We start from the raw sequence: 14,477 nt of genomic DNA, 5'->3' as shown, positions 1-14,477 counted from the left end.
GGCATCCGGTAAGGCGGGGAATGGTAGGCCCGGCAGGACTTGAACCCGCAACCAAAGCGTTATGAGCGCTCTGCTCTAACCAATTGAGCTACAGGCCCGCCGCCTTGTTGATTAGGCCCCGCGCGCGGCAGGGTCAAGCGGCGGGATAGTTCGGCCCCGCGCCGGGGCGGCGTGACGTGGTGACAGTGGTATCGCGGCGCGCAGGGCGGGGCGGGCACATCGCCACGATCGGCAGCGCCGCAGGGCATGGTGCCCGCAGGCGGAGACGCCTTTGCCGTTGCCTCCGGTCGGGGGATGGGGTAGCTCGCGCGCAAACCAGCCGGAGGCCATCAGCATGAGCGACGACAGCACGCGCAACGGGATCACCTATGCCGACGCAGGCGTCGACATCGACGCGGGCAACGAGTTGGTGGAGCGGATCAAGCCCGCCGCCGCCCGCACCAAACGCCCCGGCGTGATGTCCGGGCTGGGCGGCTTTGGTGCGCTGTTCGACCTGAAGGGCGCGGGCTACGAGGATCCGATCCTTGTCGCCGCGACCGACGGTGTCGGGACCAAGCTGCGGATCGCCATCGACACCGGCAACGTTTCCTCCATCGGTGTGGATCTGGTGGCGATGTGTGTGAACGACCTGGTCTGCCAGGGGGCGGAGCCGCTGTTCTTCCTGGATTACTTCGCCACCGGCAAGCTGGAGCTGGACGCCGCAACTGCCATCATCGAAGGCATCGCCGCGGGCTGTGCCGGATCGGGCTGTGCCCTGATCGGTGGCGAAACCGCCGAGATGCCGGGCATGTATGCGGGCGGCGATTTCGACCTGGCGGGCTTTGCCGTCGGCGCGATGGAGCGGGGGCAGGACCTTCCCCGCGACGTGGCTGCCGGGGACGTGCTGCTGGGGCTGGCCTCGGACGGGGTCCATTCCAATGGCTATTCGCTGGTGCGCAAGCTGGTGGAGGTCTCGGGCCTGGGCTGGGAGGCAGATTGCCCCTGGTCCGACGGCACGCTGGGGCAGGCGCTGCTGACGCCGACGCGGCTATACGTCAATCCGTCGCTGGCGGCGGTGCGCGCGGGCGGGGTGCATGCGCTGGCCCATATCACCGGCGGTGGCCTGACTGAGAACCTGCCCCGTGTCCTGTCGGGGCTGGGCGCGCGGATCGACCTGGGTGCCTGGGAATTGCCCGGCGTCTTCGACTGGCTGGCACGCACCGGCGGGCTGGATCGCGGCGAGATGCTGAAAACCTTCAACTGCGGGATCGGCATGGTGCTGGTCGTGGCGCCCGACCGCGCCGATGCGCTGGCCGAGCTGCTGCGCGCAGAGGGCGAGACCGTCGCCCGCATTGGCACCGTGACGGAAGAGGCCGCGATCCGCTACAGCGGGGAACTGAGCGCGTGAGCGCGCCGACGCGGGTGGCGATCCTGATCTCTGGTGGCGGCTCCAACATGCTGCGCCTGGTGGACAGCATGACGGGCGATCACCCGGCGCGCCCGGTGCTGGTGGCCTCCAACGATCCGGCGGCAGGGGGGCTGGCGCGCGCCGCCGAACGTGGCGTGCCGGTGGCCGCCGTGGACCACCGCCCCTTTGGCCGCGACCGCGCGGCTTTCGAGGCGGCGCTGCTGGAGCCGCTGCTGGCGGCGCGTCCCGACATCCTGTGCCTGGCGGGTTTCATGCGGATTCTGACGCCGGAATTCACCCAGCGATTTGCCGGGCGGATGCTGAACATCCACCCTTCGCTGTTGCCGAAATATCGCGGGCTGCACACCCACCAACGCGCGCTCGATGCCGGGGATGACGTGGCCGGCTGCACCGTGCACGAGGTCACCGCCGAACTGGACGACGGCCCGATCCTTGGCCAGGCCCGCGTTGCGATCCGCCCCGAGGACGATGCCGACAGCCTGGCCGCCCGCGTTCTGGTGCGGGAACACGCTCTTTATCCCGCCTGTCTGCGCCGGTTTGCCGCCGGCGATCGGGCGCGGCGTGATTTACCATAAGGTCAGCTTTCCATCCCGCGGAATTTCCGGTAATGGGGAAACATGCGGGTAGCAACGGAATAACAAGAAGGCCCGGACAAACGGCATGAAGACATTGACGACGACCGAGGCGCTGGCCGAATTCTGCACGCGAGCCGCCGGTCATGATTACGTGACAGTCGACACCGAATTCCTTCGGGAACGCACGTATTATTCGCAGCTTTGCCTGATCCAGCTGGCCCTGCCGGGCGAAAGCGAAGATGACGCGGTGCTGGTCGATCCGATTGCCGGCGATCTGTCGCTGGAACCGCTGTACGAATTGTTCCGCAATCCCGACGTGGTCAAGGTGTTCCACGCGGCGCGCCAGGATCTGGAAATCTTCTACGTCGCAGCCGGGGTGATCCCCGAACCGCTGTTCGACACCCAGGTCGCGGCGATGGTCTGCGGTTTCGGCGAACAGGTGGGTTACGAGACGCTGGTGCGCAAGATCGCGCGCGAAGGGCTGGACAAATCCTCGCGCTTTACCGATTGGTCACGGCGTCCGCTGACCGAGGCGCAGAAGAAATACGCCATCGCCGACGTGACCCATCTGCGCAAGATCTACGAACACCTCTCGGCCGAGATCCGCAAGGCCGGGCGGGAGAAATGGGTGGCCGAGGAAATGGCCATCCTCGAAGATCCCGACACCTATGTGACAGACCCGGAAAACGCGTGGAAACGGGTCCGCACCCGCACTCATTCCGGCCGTTTCCTGGCCATTCTGCGCGAATTGGCGCGGTTCCGCGAATCCTATGCCCAGCGGCGCAACGTGCCGCGCAACCGGGTCTACAAGGACGATGCGCTGGTAGAGCTGGCCTCCACCAAACCGCAGAGCCTTCAGGATCTGTCCCGCGCGCGCCTGTTGCTTCGGGAGGCCCGCAAGGGCGAGATTGCCGAAGGGATCATCGCGGCGGTCAAGTCCGGGCTTGATTGCCCGTCCGCCGACCTCCCCCAGGGGGAGCAATCGCGCGAGAAGTTGCAGGTGAACCCCGCCATCGCCGATCTGCTGCGCGTCCTGCTGAAAGCCAAGGCCGAGGAATGCGGCGTCGCGGCCAAGCTGATCGCCCCGACCTCGGATCTGGATGCGCTGTCGGCCGGTGAACGCGACGTACCCGCGCTGAGCGGGTGGCGGCGCGATGTCTTCGGCGCCGATGCCCTGCGTTTGTGTGACGGGGAGGTCGCGCTGGCTGCCAAGGGGCAGAAGGTCTTTACCGTCGATCTGTGATCGCGGTTGTGATTCCGGCCCGCTGCCATGCGGTGGCGCGGCTTGAACCGAAAAGCGGGCGCCCCGGCAGCAGGGCGCCCGTTTTCGTTCGGGAATACATTCGGCGTCGTGCGCCGCCCCGCATCAGCGCCGCACGGTCAGGCTGTTCTGCGCACCGCGCACCTCGATCACGCGGATCTCTTCCAGGTCCTTGTCGGAAAGGTACAGCGCCTCTGTCATCACGCGCGTTTGTTCCGCTCCGACGCGCAGGCGATGACGCCCGCCGGGCAGGTTGGCCAACAGCGTGTAGGAGGCCACACCATCCACAGGGCCGGTTTCCCGGGCGGGCACCAGGCCGACGTTGAAACTGTCCTGGTAGGCCGCCGTCGCGGTGACGCGCAGGATGGCGCCGCCGGGCACGCGTTCCACCACCAGATCGTCGATCCGGGCGACGGGCACGCGGGTTTCGGGCTGGTAGCTGCTGCTCATCCGGTTCTGGCGCGGGATCAGGGGGTTGACCTCCTCCGCCGGGATCGCGCGGCTTTCGGCGCGGCCGAACCAGTTGAACGGGTTGATCCGACTGTCGCGGATGGCCCCGCAGCCGCTGAGAAGGAAGGCGGCGATGGTCAGCGTGGTCAATATCCGTGTCATGTCCCTCAACCCGTTATGGTCTCTTGTCTCAGAGCTACAAGAAAGACCCTTGGTTGAAAAGACGAATAGAGGCCGGCGGGGGTCTGGACCTCCTGCCCGTGGTCTCTTACCTGATGGACAAAGCCGGAGGATGACATGGCACAGGCACAGTTTGAAGACATCGTGGCGGATTTCGAGTTCCTGGAGGATTGGGAAGAACGCTACCGTCATGTGATCGAGCTGGGGCGCGCCATGGATCCGCTGGACGACGCGCTGAAAGTGCCCGCGACCAAGGTCGACGGCTGCGCCAGCCAGGTTTGGCTGCATCCGCAGATCGCGGACGGGATCTTTCGGTTCGAAGGCGACAGCGACGCCCTGATCGTGCGCGGTTTGATCGCAGTTCTGCGTGCGCTTTATAGCGGGTTGCCGGTCGATCAGGTCGGCGCGGTCGATGCTCCGGCAGAGCTGGCGCGGCTTGGCTTGCAGGACCATCTGTCGGCGCAGCGGTCGAATGGGCTGCGCGCGATGATCACCCGTGTGCGCGAAACCGCTGCCGCCGTGGCCTGACGGTTTTCAGGCGACGAACCGGCGCAAACCCCGGATGAACCCGTCGATCCGCGCCGCGCGGGGGGAGGCGCCGAACCCGGCGATCCCGGCCGCGTCCAGCGCCGGGTCGTCAAGTTGTTCCAGATAGGTTCGGCGCTGCGCCTCCGCATCGGGATCCAGCGGCAGGACGGCGGCGGCGCGCAACAGTTCCATCCGTTCATGCACCGCGCGCATGTCGGCAAAGGCCGCCATCATCGGTCGCGCCAGCGCCGGGTCGTCCTGCCAGCTGCGTCCGGCGAACAGCTCCTGCACCACCCGCTGCCCTGCGCCCAGGCAATCGTAGCGCGTGCAGCCGGAAAAGCCCCGGTCGGCCAGCTGCGAATGGATGCCGCACAGATGCCCGGACAGGTTGGGGCAGGGGGCGCCGGCGGCTTTGTCGATGGCAAAGGACGGCCCACGGTCCAGCGCCAGCGCAAGGCAGCACAATGCGGCACAGGCGCCGCAATCGGCGTGCAGAGCCCTCACCGTGCGGCGTCCCGCGCCAGTTCGCGGGCCAGGTCGCCATAGCCGGTAAACCGCCGTTCGAACGCCAGGCCCAGCCGATCGGCACAGGCGCGGGCCTGCGCGGTCAGGGCCGGATCATCGGTCTGCGCCAGGTAGACCAGATGGGTGTAATTGCCGAAATACATCTCCCGCAATTGGGGGTGGCGGTCCAGCCCCATGGGGCGCCAGACGAAAGCATCGAATTGCCGGGCCAGGAAATCGGTGAGGTAGAACTTGGTGACCTCGCCGCGCGCGGCGAAATCGTCATTGCCGTCAAAGAAGGAATAGCAATGCGGCCCGGCCAGCATGGTGACACCAAGTTCGGCGCAGGTTCGTTCCAGTTCGCCGCCGGTGCCGCAATCGGCATAGAGGATGAAGATCCGGTCATAAGCCGCTTTGTTCTCGGCGACTTTTTCGCGCACGGCCTGGGCGATCCGCTCCGGGTGATTGTGCAGGATGGCCGGCAGGCAGACCAGATGCATGTGGTCCCAGCCATTGGTGCGGATCAGTGCCAGAACCTCGCGGGCCAATGCCCCGCAGGCGATCAACAGCACGGGTCGCGGGGTGTCCGGCAGCTTCGCGCGCAGATCGGCGCCGCGCCGGGTCAGAACCTCGTCCGGAGGGGGGGCGGTGTCAGTCATCGTCGCGTCGACGCGCCAGCGCCCCGCGCAGCAGCAGCGCCACCAGCGGCAGCGCGACCAGCAGCCACAGACCACCGGCTCCGAACAGACCGGGAGCCAGTGCCCGGATCAGCGCCACGGTCACGGCGGCGGCGGCCAGAACGGCAAGGATGAGAATCAGAACGGGTCGTGCGGGCATGCGGCACCTCCTGTCCCAGAGATAGGCACGGGGCGGGGCATGCTCAACGCCCCGCCGCCGATCGGGCCAAATCAGCCGGCCGCGGCCTGGTTATGCTTGCGCGCGACAAAGGTCTTGGCGGTTTCCACCGCGACGGCAGCATCGCGGCAATAGGCGTCGGCGCCGATGGCGCGGCCGAATTCCTCGTTCAGGGGCGCGCCGCCGACCAGCACGATGTAATCCTCGCGGATTCCCTTTTCCTTCAGCGTGTCGATCACCACCTTCATGTAAGGCATGGTGGTGGTCAGCAGTGCGGACATGCCCAGAATATCGGCATCCTCGGTGTTCAGCGCCTCAAGATATTCCTCAACCGCGTTGTTGATGCCCAGGTCGACCACCTCGAACCCCGCGCCCTCCATCATCATTGCGACCAGGTTCTTGCCGATGTCGTGGATGTCGCCCTTGACCGTGCCGATGACCATCTTGCCCATGCGGGGCGCGCCGGTTTCGGCCAGCAGCGGTTTCAGGATGGTCATCCCGCCCTTCATCGCGTTGGCGGCCAGCAGGACCTCCGGCACGAACAGGATGCCGTCCCGGAAATCATGGCCGACGATGGTCATGCCGCCCACCAGCGCCTCCGTCAGGATGCGGTAGGGGGGCCATCCCCGTTCAAGGAAGATGTTCACGCCCTCTTCGATCTCTTCCTTGAGACCGTCGTAGAGGTCGTCGAACATCTGCTGGACCAGTTCGTCGTCGTCCAGTTCCGACAGGATGATCTCGTCTTCGTCGTCTGATGCCATGGTCATATCCTGATGCGTCGCGGGTGGCTGCGGCCCTGTTCCGCTTGTTCGCTATTTGGCGACAGGGCACTGGCCGAATTGCGACATAGCGCGAGGGTAATTCGACTTATAGGGGGAAGCGAGGCGGGAAAGTGCGAAAAATTCTCATGGAGATCATGTGGTGGAGACGATATGTTCGCGCTATGTTCTCTCTCCGACTCGGAATAGCGTGAAAATGTCGATGCATCCGCCTGAAATCCGCCGGGGCCGCGCCGCCGCCAGCAACGCTACCTCCCGCTATGACCGGCTGAAGCGGGAGGCCTTCGACGACGGCTGGCCGGTGGAGGAGGCGCCGGATGTGCTGCGCACCGAGGTAACGGAAGAGGTGCCGCGCAGCGTGATCACCTACAACCGGTCGCCGGATCTGCCGTTTGATCGGTCGATCAACCCTTATCGCGGCTGTGAACACGGTTGCATCTACTGCTTTGCCCGACCCACCCATGCCTATCTGGGCCTGTCGCCGGGGCTGGATTTCGAAACCCGCCTGATCGCCCGGCCCGAAGCGCCGAAGGTTCTGGCGGGGGAGTTGCGGGCGAAACGCTATGCCGTGGCACCGATCGCCATAGGGACCAACACCGATCCCTATCAGCCGATCGAGAAGGAGCGCGGCATCATGCGCGCCTGTCTGGAGGTGTTGCGCGACTTTCGCCATCCCGTTGCCATCGTGACCAAGGGGTCGGGGATTCTGCGCGACCTCGACATCCTGTCGGAAATGGCGCGCGACGGGCTGGTACGGGTGGGGATTTCGGTGACCACGCTGGACCGCGATCTGGCCCGCAAGATGGAACCCCGCGTGCCGGCGCCGGAAAAAAGGTTGCAGGTGATCGCGGCACTGGCACAGGCCGGGGTGCCGGTGCGGCTGATGGCCAGCCCGATGATCCCGGCGCTGACCGACCACGAGCTGGAGGCGATCCTGGAGGCCGGGCGCGATGCCGGGGCCGGATCGGCCAGCTGGATCATGCTGCGGCTGCCGCTGGAGGTCTCGCCGCTGTTTCGCGACTGGCTGGCGCAGCATCTGCCGGACCGCGCCGCGCGGGTGATGAACCGGGTGCGGGAGATGCATGGCGGGAAGGATTATGACCCGCGCTGGCAGGCCCGGATGCGCGGGGAGGGGCCCTATGCCCGCATCATCGCCCGCCGGTTCGAGGCGGCGGCGCGTCGGCTGGGGTTGGATCAGGCGCAGCCCGCGTTGCGCTGCGATCTTTTTGCACCGCCGGCGCGGGTCGGGGATCAGCTGGCGTTGTTTTGATCTGGGTCCGTGGGAATTCGCCGCTGTGCGGCGACCCTCCGGGGGCGGTATTTTTCCGCCCGAAGGGGGCGCGGACGTTTGGAGGAAGCCAGTGCGCGCGCAGCCCGACAGGGGGGGCTGCCGGGAGGTGTGGACCTGCGGGCAGTAGACTGGGGGGCAGGCGGCGTCTACCCTGGGTGCAGGCGCCGCAAAGGGATTAGCTGCGGCGGCGGGTCTTGCGGCGCGCGGGGGCGTCGGACATGTCGCCGGTGCCGTCATTGGCCGAGGAAAATCCGCCCAGGGCTTCGGTGATCTGCTCCAGCGTCGGGCGCGCGCCACGGGGGCGGGTTTCCAGCGCCTCGCGCATGTGGCGCAGGTGGTCGGGCATGGTGCCGCAGCAGCCGCCGATGATGGTGGCGCCGCAATCGCGGGCCATCACGGCGTAATCGGCCATCAGCTCGGGCGTGCCGTCGTAATGGATATGGCCGTCGACATATTTCGGGATGCCGGCGTTGCCCTTGGCGATCAGCGGTGTCTCGGACCCTTGGGCGGCAAAGCCCAGCACGGTGCGCAGCAGGTCCGCTGCGCCGACGCCGCAATTGGCGCCGAAGGCCTGCGGCGGGTTGGGCAGCTTGTCGACCATCTTCACCATGTCCTCGGAGGTGACGCCCATCATGGTACGTCCGGCGGTGTCAAAGCTCATGGTGCCGCACCAGGGCATGTCGGCCAGGGCGAAGGCCTCCGCCGCGGCGCGGTATTCTTCCGGGGCGGAGATGGTTTCCAGCCACAGCACATCGGCGCCGCCTTCTTTCAGCCCCTCTGCCTGTTCGTGGAAGATCTCCACCGCGACCTCGTGGGTCAGCGGGCCCATGGGCGCCATGATATCCCCCGTCGGTCCGACAGATCCGGCGACGATCACCGGTCGGCCCGCCGTATCGGCGACCTCGCGCCCCAGCTCCGCCGCCACGCGGGACAATTCGCGCGCGCGATCCTGGGCGCCGTGCAGTTTCAGCCGGGAGGCGTTGCCGCCAAAGGAATTGGTCAGAAAGAGGTCCGACCCGGCATCGACCGCGCCACGATAGAGCGCACGGATGCGGTCAGGATGGTCGGTGTTCCACATTTCAGGCGCATCGCCCGAGGACAGCCCCATGTTGAACAGGTTGGTGCCGGTGGCACCGTCGGCCAGCAGCCAGTCGCGGGTTTCCAGCAGGCGGGTAAGGGCGTTGGTCATGGGGTCGGTCCTGATGATGGGGCGGAACTGGGCGCGTCATCCCACATGTGTGCGGGAATCGCAATCTGGGTTGGCGCAGCGATGGCGGCGCCGCAATGCCGCCCGAGGGGGGGCGGCGGAGGGATGCGGCAGGCGCATGAAAAACCCCCGGCGCCGTTCCGGACGCCGGGGGTCGGGATCGAAGGGGCGGCGATGAACGCCGGGCGGGGATCATTCCTCCAGCAACTGCCCCTTGGCCACGGCCATGAGTTCCGCCAGCTTGGCCCGGATCTCGTCGGCGCTGGCCTTGTCGCCCAGGTCGCCGGAGACCTTGCGCACGACATCCTCGCTGCCGGCCTCCTCGAAATCGGCCTTGACCACTTCGCGGGCATAGGTCTGGGCGTCCTCGCCCGATTTGCCCAGCAGCTCTGCGGCCCAGAGGCCCAGCAGCTTGTTCCGGCGCGCCTCGGCCTTGAACTGCATTTCCTGGTCGTGGGCATACTTGTTTTCGAATGCGTTCTCGCGATCGTCGAATGTGCTCATCCGGCTTGTCCCTGGTACGGTGAAGGTCACCCCCGATATGCCCACCCCGGCGCCCCGGCGCAAGTCCGGGGGCCGCCTTGCGACAAATCCGTCCATGCCGTAAGAGGGCGCAACCGCGGGGGAGTCGCCCCGCCCGGGCCGGAGATGCGATCCGCATGGCAAGACGCAAGAAAATATACGAAGGCAAGGCCAAGATCCTGTATGAAGGCCCCGAACCGGGCACGATCGTGCAGTATTTCAAGGACGATGCCACCGCTTTCAACGCCCAGAAAAAGGACGTGATCGAAGGCAAGGGGGTGCTGAACAACCGCCTGTCCGAATTCTTCATGGTCGGGCTGGCCGATGTCGGTGTGCCGACGCATTTCCTGCGCCGCCTGAACATGCGCGAACAATTGGTACGCGCCTGCGAGATCATTCCGCTGGAAATCATCGTGCGCAACTTTGCCGCCGGCTCCATGTCGCAACGGCTGGGGATCGAGGAAGGCACACGCCTGCCGCGCCCGATCGTGGAATATTGCTTCAAGGATGACAGCCTGGGCGACCCGCTGGTCAGCGAGGAACATATCCTGGCCTTCAACTGGGCCACGCAGCAGGATCTGGACGATATCATCCACCTGGCACTGCGGGTGAACGATTTCCTGTCAGGCGTCATGCGCGGCGTCGGCATCCGGCTGGTGGATTTCAAGATCGAGGTCGGCCGCGTCTACGAGGGCGATTTTCAGCGCCTTGTCGTGGCCGACGAGATCAGCCCCGACAGCTGCCGCCTGTGGGACATCGAAACCGGCGAGAAGCTGGACAAGGATGTCTTCCGCCGCGATCTGGGCAATCTGACGGATGCCTATACCGAGGTCGCCAAACGCCTGGGCGTGCTGCCAAAGACCAACGGCCCGGCCAAGCCGCGGCTGATCAACTGAACTGACAAGACCCAAGGAGACAGCCATGAAGGCGCGCGTGCATGTAATGCTGAAGGACGGTGTGCTGGACCCGCAGGGGGAGGCCGTGCGCCGGGCCCTGGGCGGCATGGGTTTTGACGGGGTTGAAGGCGTCCGTCAGGGCAAGGTGATCGAACTGGACCTGGCGCCCGACACCGGCGAAGAGACGGTGCGCGAGATGTGCGAGAAGCTGCTCGCCAACACCGTGATCGAAAGCTACCGGATCGAAATGGCCTGATCTGGCCCGGCGCTGTCGGGGCGGGGCGCGCGGCTGTCCGGTTCCGGTTCAGTCGGGGTGTCGGAGGGGCGATGCGAAAGGATGCGATCATGGCATGGATCATCGGGCTGGCCCTTGGGCTGATCATCGGGGCGCTGGCCTATGTGCGGCTGGCGCCGTCCGATCCGGTGCGCTGGCACCGTCTGCCGCAAGAGGTGGCGCGCGGCGCGGTGGTGGAGATCCCCGCCAAAGGCGATGCCCTGTCCCGGCTGGACCGGATCGCGCTGGACTGGCCGCGCACCCGCCGGCTGGCCGGCAGCCCGGCGGAGGGGATGATCACCTATGTCACGCGCAGCGGGCTGATCGGCTATCCCGATTATACCACCGTTCAACTGACCGGCGACCAACTGCGGCTATGGGGGCGCCAGCGTTTCGGGACCGAGGATTTCGGCGTGAATGCCAAGCGTCTGAATGCCTGGCAGGCCAGCCTTGAGGCCGGGGCCGAGGAGCCGCGCGCCTAGTTCGCGCGGGAGCGGGGGCCGGTTCATCTACCGGAAAGCGCGGCGACCGGCGCGGATTGGCCCAGCGGCCGGCGCGCATCGCGCGGTGCCAGCCCGGACGACAGGCAGCCATTCTGCAACTCGCGCCACATGGGTACGTTCAGCGACATCTGGCATTGCGCGGTGAACATCCGCCCGTCGACTTGCAGGCAGATGACTTCTCCCAGTTCCTTGCGCGAGCCGGAGGTGTCGGTGCAGTAGCAATCCACGATCTTTCCGCCGATATTGGCGTCGGCGGTGACCGGCCCGGCGGGGGCCAGTGTCAGCAGAAGCGCCGCGATCAGCGACCTTGGCGCCGGGTGGGGGGCAAGGCGGGTCATCGGGGCAGGATACCACGGACCTTCCCGCTTGACCAAGCGCGGTGTTTGGGAGACAGGAACAGGCATGATTTCCGAAGACAGGCTGGCCCGGATCATCGGGCGCTACGAATACCTGGAGGCCAGGCTGGCCGAGGGCGGAGGCGATTTCGCCGCGCTGTCGCGCGAATATGCGGAATTGCGCCCGGTGGTGGAGGCGGTGCGCCGCTACATCGCCACCCGCGATGACCTGGCGGAGGCGGAGCAGATGCTCTCCGATCCCGACATGGCCCCACTGGCGGAGGAGGAGCTTCCCCGCCTGCGCGCTGCCTTGCCGGATCTGGAACATGCGGTGCAGGTCGCGCTGCTGCCGCGCGATGCCGCCGATGCCCGCCCGGCCATGGTGGAGATCCGCCCCGGCACCGGTGGCGACGAGGCGGCGCTGTTCGCCGGCGACCTGCTGCGCATGTACCAACGCTATGCGGAGGCGCGCGGCTGGACGATGGAGATCGTTGAACAGCAGCTGACGGAGCTGGGCGGGATCAAGGAGGTCACGGCGGCGGTGCGCGGCCAGAACGTCTTTGCCCGGCTGAAATACGAAAGCGGCGTGCACCGGGTACAGCGTGTGCCCACCACCGAAAGCGGTGGGCGCATCCATACTTCCGCCGCCACCGTCGCAGTCCTGCCGGAAGCGGAGGAAGTCGACATCCGCATCGACCCGGCCGACATCCGCATCGATACGATGCGGGCCTCCGGCGCGGGGGGACAGCATGTCAACACCACCGACAGCGCAGTGCGCATCACCCACGAACCCACCGGTATCGTGGTCACCTCCTCGGAGAAATCGCAGCACCAGAACCGCGCCATCGCCATGCAGGTGCTGCGCAACCGTCTGTTCGATCTGGAACGGCAGAAGGCCAGCGAGGAACGCGCCGCCGACCGCAAGGCGCAGGTGGGCAGCGGCGACCGCAGCGAACGCATCCGCACCTACAACTTTCCGCAGGGCCGGATGACCGACCACCGGATCAACCTGACCCTCTACAAGCTGGAGCAGGTGATGCAGGGCGATCTGGATGAGGTCATCGACGCGCTGACCGCCGACAACCAGGCCCGCCTGCTGGCCGAGGACGAGGCATGACCCAGCCGCTGCGCGCCGCGCTGGACGCGGCCCGGCGCAGGTTGGCGCAAGGCGGCATCCCGGACCCGGCGGGGGATGCGCGGTGGTTGCTGGCCCATGCCACAGGCCTGGCCCGCGACCGGTTGGCGCTGCATTTGGACGATCCGCTGGACCCCGCGGCGGCAGAGATGCTGGACAGGATGCTGGCCCGCCGGCTGACGCGGGAGCCGGTCAGCCACCTGATCGGTCGCCGTGCCTTCTGGGGGCGCGACTTCCGCGTCACTGCGGATGTGCTGGACCCGCGCCCCGAAACCGAATCCCTGGTGGCGGAGGCGCTGACCGGCACGGCCGACCGTATCCTGGATCTGGGTACCGGGTCGGGCTGCATCCTGCTGACGCTGCTGGCCGAACGCCCACAGGCCACCGGGCTCGGCGTCGATCTGTCCGCCGCCGCACTGGCCGTGGCGGCGCAGAATGCGGTGCTGCTGGGGCTGGGGGATCGCGCCGTGTTCGGCCCCTCCGACTGGTGGGAGGCGGTGACAGGGCAATGGGATCTCGTCGTCTCCAACCCGCCCTATATCGCGGAGACGGAGATGGCCGGCCTGTCGCCGGAACTCGGCCATGAACCGCGCATGGCGCTGACCCCGGGCGGTGACGGGCTGGATGCGTACCGCGCCATTGCCAAGGGGGCAGCGGCCCATCTCGCGCCCGGCGGGCGGCTGCTGGTGGAGATCGGCCCGACCCAGGGGGGGGCCGTCGCCGCCATGTTCTCCGCCGCCGGGCTGAGCCGGGTGCGCGTTCTGCCCGACCTTGACGGGCGCGATCGTGTCATTGCGGCGGAAAAGCTCCGAAATCCCGATATTCGCGCATAAAACGCATGGGTTTGCGTGGAAAACACCGCTTCCCCCCTTGTCACGGGGCGGTACTCATGATTATCCAAGAGAGACCGGGGCGGTGGATGCCACTATTCGGCCTCCCCCCCGCGACCAAGCCAGACACAGTCGCAACCCGCAGACCCCGCGCGATTGGGCGCATAGTGCGGAGCAGCGACAGCTGAGGCAAAAAAGGCTGGAAATTAAGAAATATGAGATCTTCGAAATCACGTTCGCGGAACAAGTCCAACCGCAACCGTTCGGTTGGCAATATCGTCAACCGCGTCTTTGACTCCTCGGGCCCCGAGGGCAAGGTGCGCGGCACGCCGCAACAGATCATCGACAAGTACAACCAGCTGGCGCGCGATGCCCAATTGGCCGGTGATCGCGTGGCGACCGAGAATTTCCAGCAACACGCGGAACACTACCTGCGGATGTTGGGAGAGGCGCAGCGCGACCAGGACGCCCGCCGCGAACAACAGGAACAGGAAAACCGTCAGCGCCAGGCCGATCGCGACCGTGATCGCGCCGCACGGCAGGACCGGGACAATTCCGGTTCGGACGGGGACACTGGCGAAGCTGGCAACAGCGGTGGGAACGGGAATGGCGGAAACGGCGGCAATGCCAACGCGGCCAATTCCGGTGATGGCAGCGGCAAATCCACCTCCGGCACCCCGCGATCAGAAGGGCGCAAACCCTCCGAGCGCCGCGCGCCCAAGCAACCTGACCCTGATGCCGACGCCGCACCCGTGATCGATGGCGATGCCGACAGCGGGCTGGTGGAAACACCCGAGGCGGCGGAAAAGCCCAAGCCACGCAAACGCGCGCCGCGCAAGAAGAAAACCGAAACGCCCGAGGGTGGCGGCTCTGGCGAGACCTCCGGTCCATCCTCCCAGGCGGCGGAATAGGCGCGGCGGCCGGCCGGATCTTCCGCCCGGCTC

At 66.8% G+C, this 14,477-nt stretch carries 19 protein-coding genes and 1 tRNA gene; 11 read left to right on the top strand and 9 right to left on the bottom strand.

The features are described from left to right. Positions 1–21 precede the first annotated feature (21 nt). A tRNA-Ile gene (locus G5A46_RS14495) sits at positions 22–98 on the bottom strand. Positions 99–334: 236 nt separating this feature from the next. Between G5A46_RS14495 and purM the strand changes: the two genes are divergently transcribed. The 3 genes from purM to rnd all read left to right on the top strand — a co-directional run bounded on the left by purM (position 335) and on the right by rnd (position 3,226). Beyond that, positions 335–1,387: a phosphoribosylformylglycinamidine cyclo-ligase gene (gene purM / locus G5A46_RS14490; protein WP_163850490.1), complete on the top strand. Its 1,053-nt coding sequence runs from the start codon at positions 335–337 to the stop codon at positions 1,385–1,387. Further along, complete coding sequence (purN, locus tag G5A46_RS14485) at positions 1,384–1,983, top strand: phosphoribosylglycinamide formyltransferase (protein WP_163850488.1); 600 nt, start codon at positions 1,384–1,386, stop codon at positions 1,981–1,983. Before purM ends, purN begins: the two co-directional genes overlap by 4 nt. 85 nt (positions 1,984–2,068) lie before the next feature. After that, positions 2,069–3,226 carry a ribonuclease D gene (gene rnd, locus G5A46_RS14480; protein ID WP_163850486.1) on the top strand — a complete coding sequence of 386 codons (1,158 nt, stop codon included), beginning with the start codon at positions 2,069–2,071 and terminating at the stop codon, positions 3,224–3,226. 123 nt (positions 3,227–3,349) lie between these two features. Here rnd and G5A46_RS14475 read toward each other — a convergent pair whose 3' ends face one another. Next, positions 3,350–3,856, bottom strand: coding sequence for a hypothetical protein (locus G5A46_RS14475; protein ID WP_163850485.1), 507 nt, complete (start codon positions 3,854–3,856; stop codon positions 3,350–3,352). Positions 3,857–3,991: 135 nt separating this feature from the next. Here G5A46_RS14475 and G5A46_RS14470 point away from each other — a divergent pair, with 135 nt between their 5' ends. After that, the gene (locus G5A46_RS14470) at positions 3,992–4,402 is read left to right on the top strand and encodes a SufE family protein (RefSeq protein WP_163850483.1); all 411 of its coding nucleotides are present in this window, start codon (positions 3,992–3,994) and stop codon (positions 4,400–4,402) included. A gap of 6 nt (positions 4,403–4,408) precedes the next feature. Here the strand turns inward: G5A46_RS14470 and G5A46_RS14465 are convergent, their stop codons facing one another. The 4 genes from G5A46_RS14465 to G5A46_RS14450 form a co-directional block, all read right to left on the bottom strand. Then, positions 4,409–4,906: a hypothetical protein gene (locus G5A46_RS14465; RefSeq protein ID WP_163850481.1), complete on the bottom strand. Its 498-nt coding sequence runs from the start codon at positions 4,904–4,906 to the stop codon at positions 4,409–4,411. Continuing rightward, on the bottom strand, positions 4,903–5,565 hold the full coding sequence (locus G5A46_RS14460) for a DUF1638 domain-containing protein (RefSeq protein ID WP_163850478.1): 663 nt from the start codon (positions 5,563–5,565) through the stop codon (positions 4,903–4,905). The genes G5A46_RS14465 and G5A46_RS14460 overlap by 4 nt, the downstream gene beginning before the upstream one ends. Continuing rightward, positions 5,558–5,743 (bottom strand): hypothetical protein, encoded by a 186-nt coding sequence (locus G5A46_RS14455; RefSeq protein WP_163850476.1) that lies wholly within the window; start codon positions 5,741–5,743, stop codon positions 5,558–5,560. Before G5A46_RS14455 ends, G5A46_RS14460 begins: the two co-directional genes overlap by 8 nt. A 71-nt stretch (positions 5,744–5,814) precedes the next feature. Beyond that, positions 5,815–6,522, bottom strand: coding sequence for a corrinoid protein (locus G5A46_RS14450; protein WP_163850474.1), 708 nt, complete (start codon positions 6,520–6,522; stop codon positions 5,815–5,817). A 220-nt stretch (positions 6,523–6,742) separates the two neighbouring features. On the opposite strand from G5A46_RS14450, the gene G5A46_RS14445 reads away from it, so the two are divergent. Further along, positions 6,743–7,810 (top strand): PA0069 family radical SAM protein, encoded by a 1,068-nt coding sequence (locus G5A46_RS14445; protein ID WP_239520930.1) that lies wholly within the window; start codon positions 6,743–6,745, stop codon positions 7,808–7,810. 196 nt (positions 7,811–8,006) lie between these two features. Here the strand turns inward: G5A46_RS14445 and bmt are convergent, their stop codons facing one another. Together bmt and G5A46_RS14435 are read right to left on the bottom strand one after the other, a co-directional pair. Beyond that, positions 8,007–9,020 carry a betaine--homocysteine S-methyltransferase gene (gene bmt / locus G5A46_RS14440; RefSeq protein WP_163850470.1) on the bottom strand — a complete coding sequence of 338 codons (1,014 nt, stop codon included), beginning with the start codon at positions 9,018–9,020 and terminating at the stop codon, positions 8,007–8,009. Positions 9,021–9,230: 210 nt separating this feature from the next. Further along, positions 9,231–9,542 carry a DUF1476 domain-containing protein gene (locus G5A46_RS14435; protein ID WP_163850468.1) on the bottom strand — a complete coding sequence of 104 codons (312 nt, stop codon included), beginning with the start codon at positions 9,540–9,542 and terminating at the stop codon, positions 9,231–9,233. A gap of 155 nt (positions 9,543–9,697) precedes the next feature. On the opposite strand from G5A46_RS14435, the gene purC reads away from it, so the two are divergent. The 3 genes from purC (at position 9,698) to G5A46_RS14420 (ending at position 11,212) form a co-directional block, all read left to right on the top strand. Continuing rightward, positions 9,698–10,456, top strand: a complete 759-nt coding sequence (gene purC / locus G5A46_RS14430; RefSeq protein ID WP_163850466.1) for a phosphoribosylaminoimidazolesuccinocarboxamide synthase — start codon at positions 9,698–9,700, stop codon at positions 10,454–10,456. Positions 10,457–10,481: 25 nt separating this feature from the next. Further along, a complete protein-coding gene (gene purS, locus G5A46_RS14425; RefSeq protein ID WP_163850464.1) occupies positions 10,482–10,712 on the top strand; it encodes a phosphoribosylformylglycinamidine synthase subunit PurS in 231 nt (76 codons plus the stop codon). Positions 10,713–10,801: 89 nt separating this feature from the next. Then, positions 10,802–11,212, top strand: coding sequence for a DUF1499 domain-containing protein (locus tag G5A46_RS14420; RefSeq protein ID WP_163850462.1), 411 nt, complete (start codon positions 10,802–10,804; stop codon positions 11,210–11,212). A gap of 23 nt (positions 11,213–11,235) precedes the next feature. On the opposite strand, the gene G5A46_RS14415 is transcribed toward G5A46_RS14420, so the two are convergent. Then, complete coding sequence (locus tag G5A46_RS14415) at positions 11,236–11,571, bottom strand: hypothetical protein (protein ID WP_163850460.1); 336 nt, start codon at positions 11,569–11,571, stop codon at positions 11,236–11,238. A 64-nt stretch (positions 11,572–11,635) separates the two neighbouring features. On the opposite strand from G5A46_RS14415, the gene prfA reads away from it, so the two are divergent. From prfA to G5A46_RS14400, 3 genes are all read left to right on the top strand, one after another. After that, positions 11,636–12,685, top strand: a complete 1,050-nt coding sequence (gene prfA / locus G5A46_RS14410; RefSeq protein WP_163850458.1) for a peptide chain release factor 1 — start codon at positions 11,636–11,638, stop codon at positions 12,683–12,685. Further along, a complete protein-coding gene (gene prmC / locus G5A46_RS14405) occupies positions 12,682–13,536 on the top strand; it encodes a peptide chain release factor N(5)-glutamine methyltransferase (protein WP_239520927.1) in 855 nt (284 codons plus the stop codon). Before prfA ends, prmC begins: the two co-directional genes overlap by 4 nt. A gap of 212 nt (positions 13,537–13,748) precedes the next feature. Then, entirely contained in the window at positions 13,749–14,444 is a 696-nt protein-coding gene (locus tag G5A46_RS14400) for a DUF4167 domain-containing protein (protein WP_163850456.1), read from the top strand. The last annotated feature ends 33 nt before the right edge of the window (positions 14,445–14,477 follow it).

Source organism: Pseudooceanicola aestuarii (assembly GCF_010614805.1).
Lineage (GTDB): Bacteria > Pseudomonadota > Alphaproteobacteria > Rhodobacterales > Rhodobacteraceae > Pseudooceanicola > Pseudooceanicola aestuarii.
Note: the sequence above shows the minus strand (reverse complement) of the source record. Positions and strands in the feature narration are given on the sequence as shown.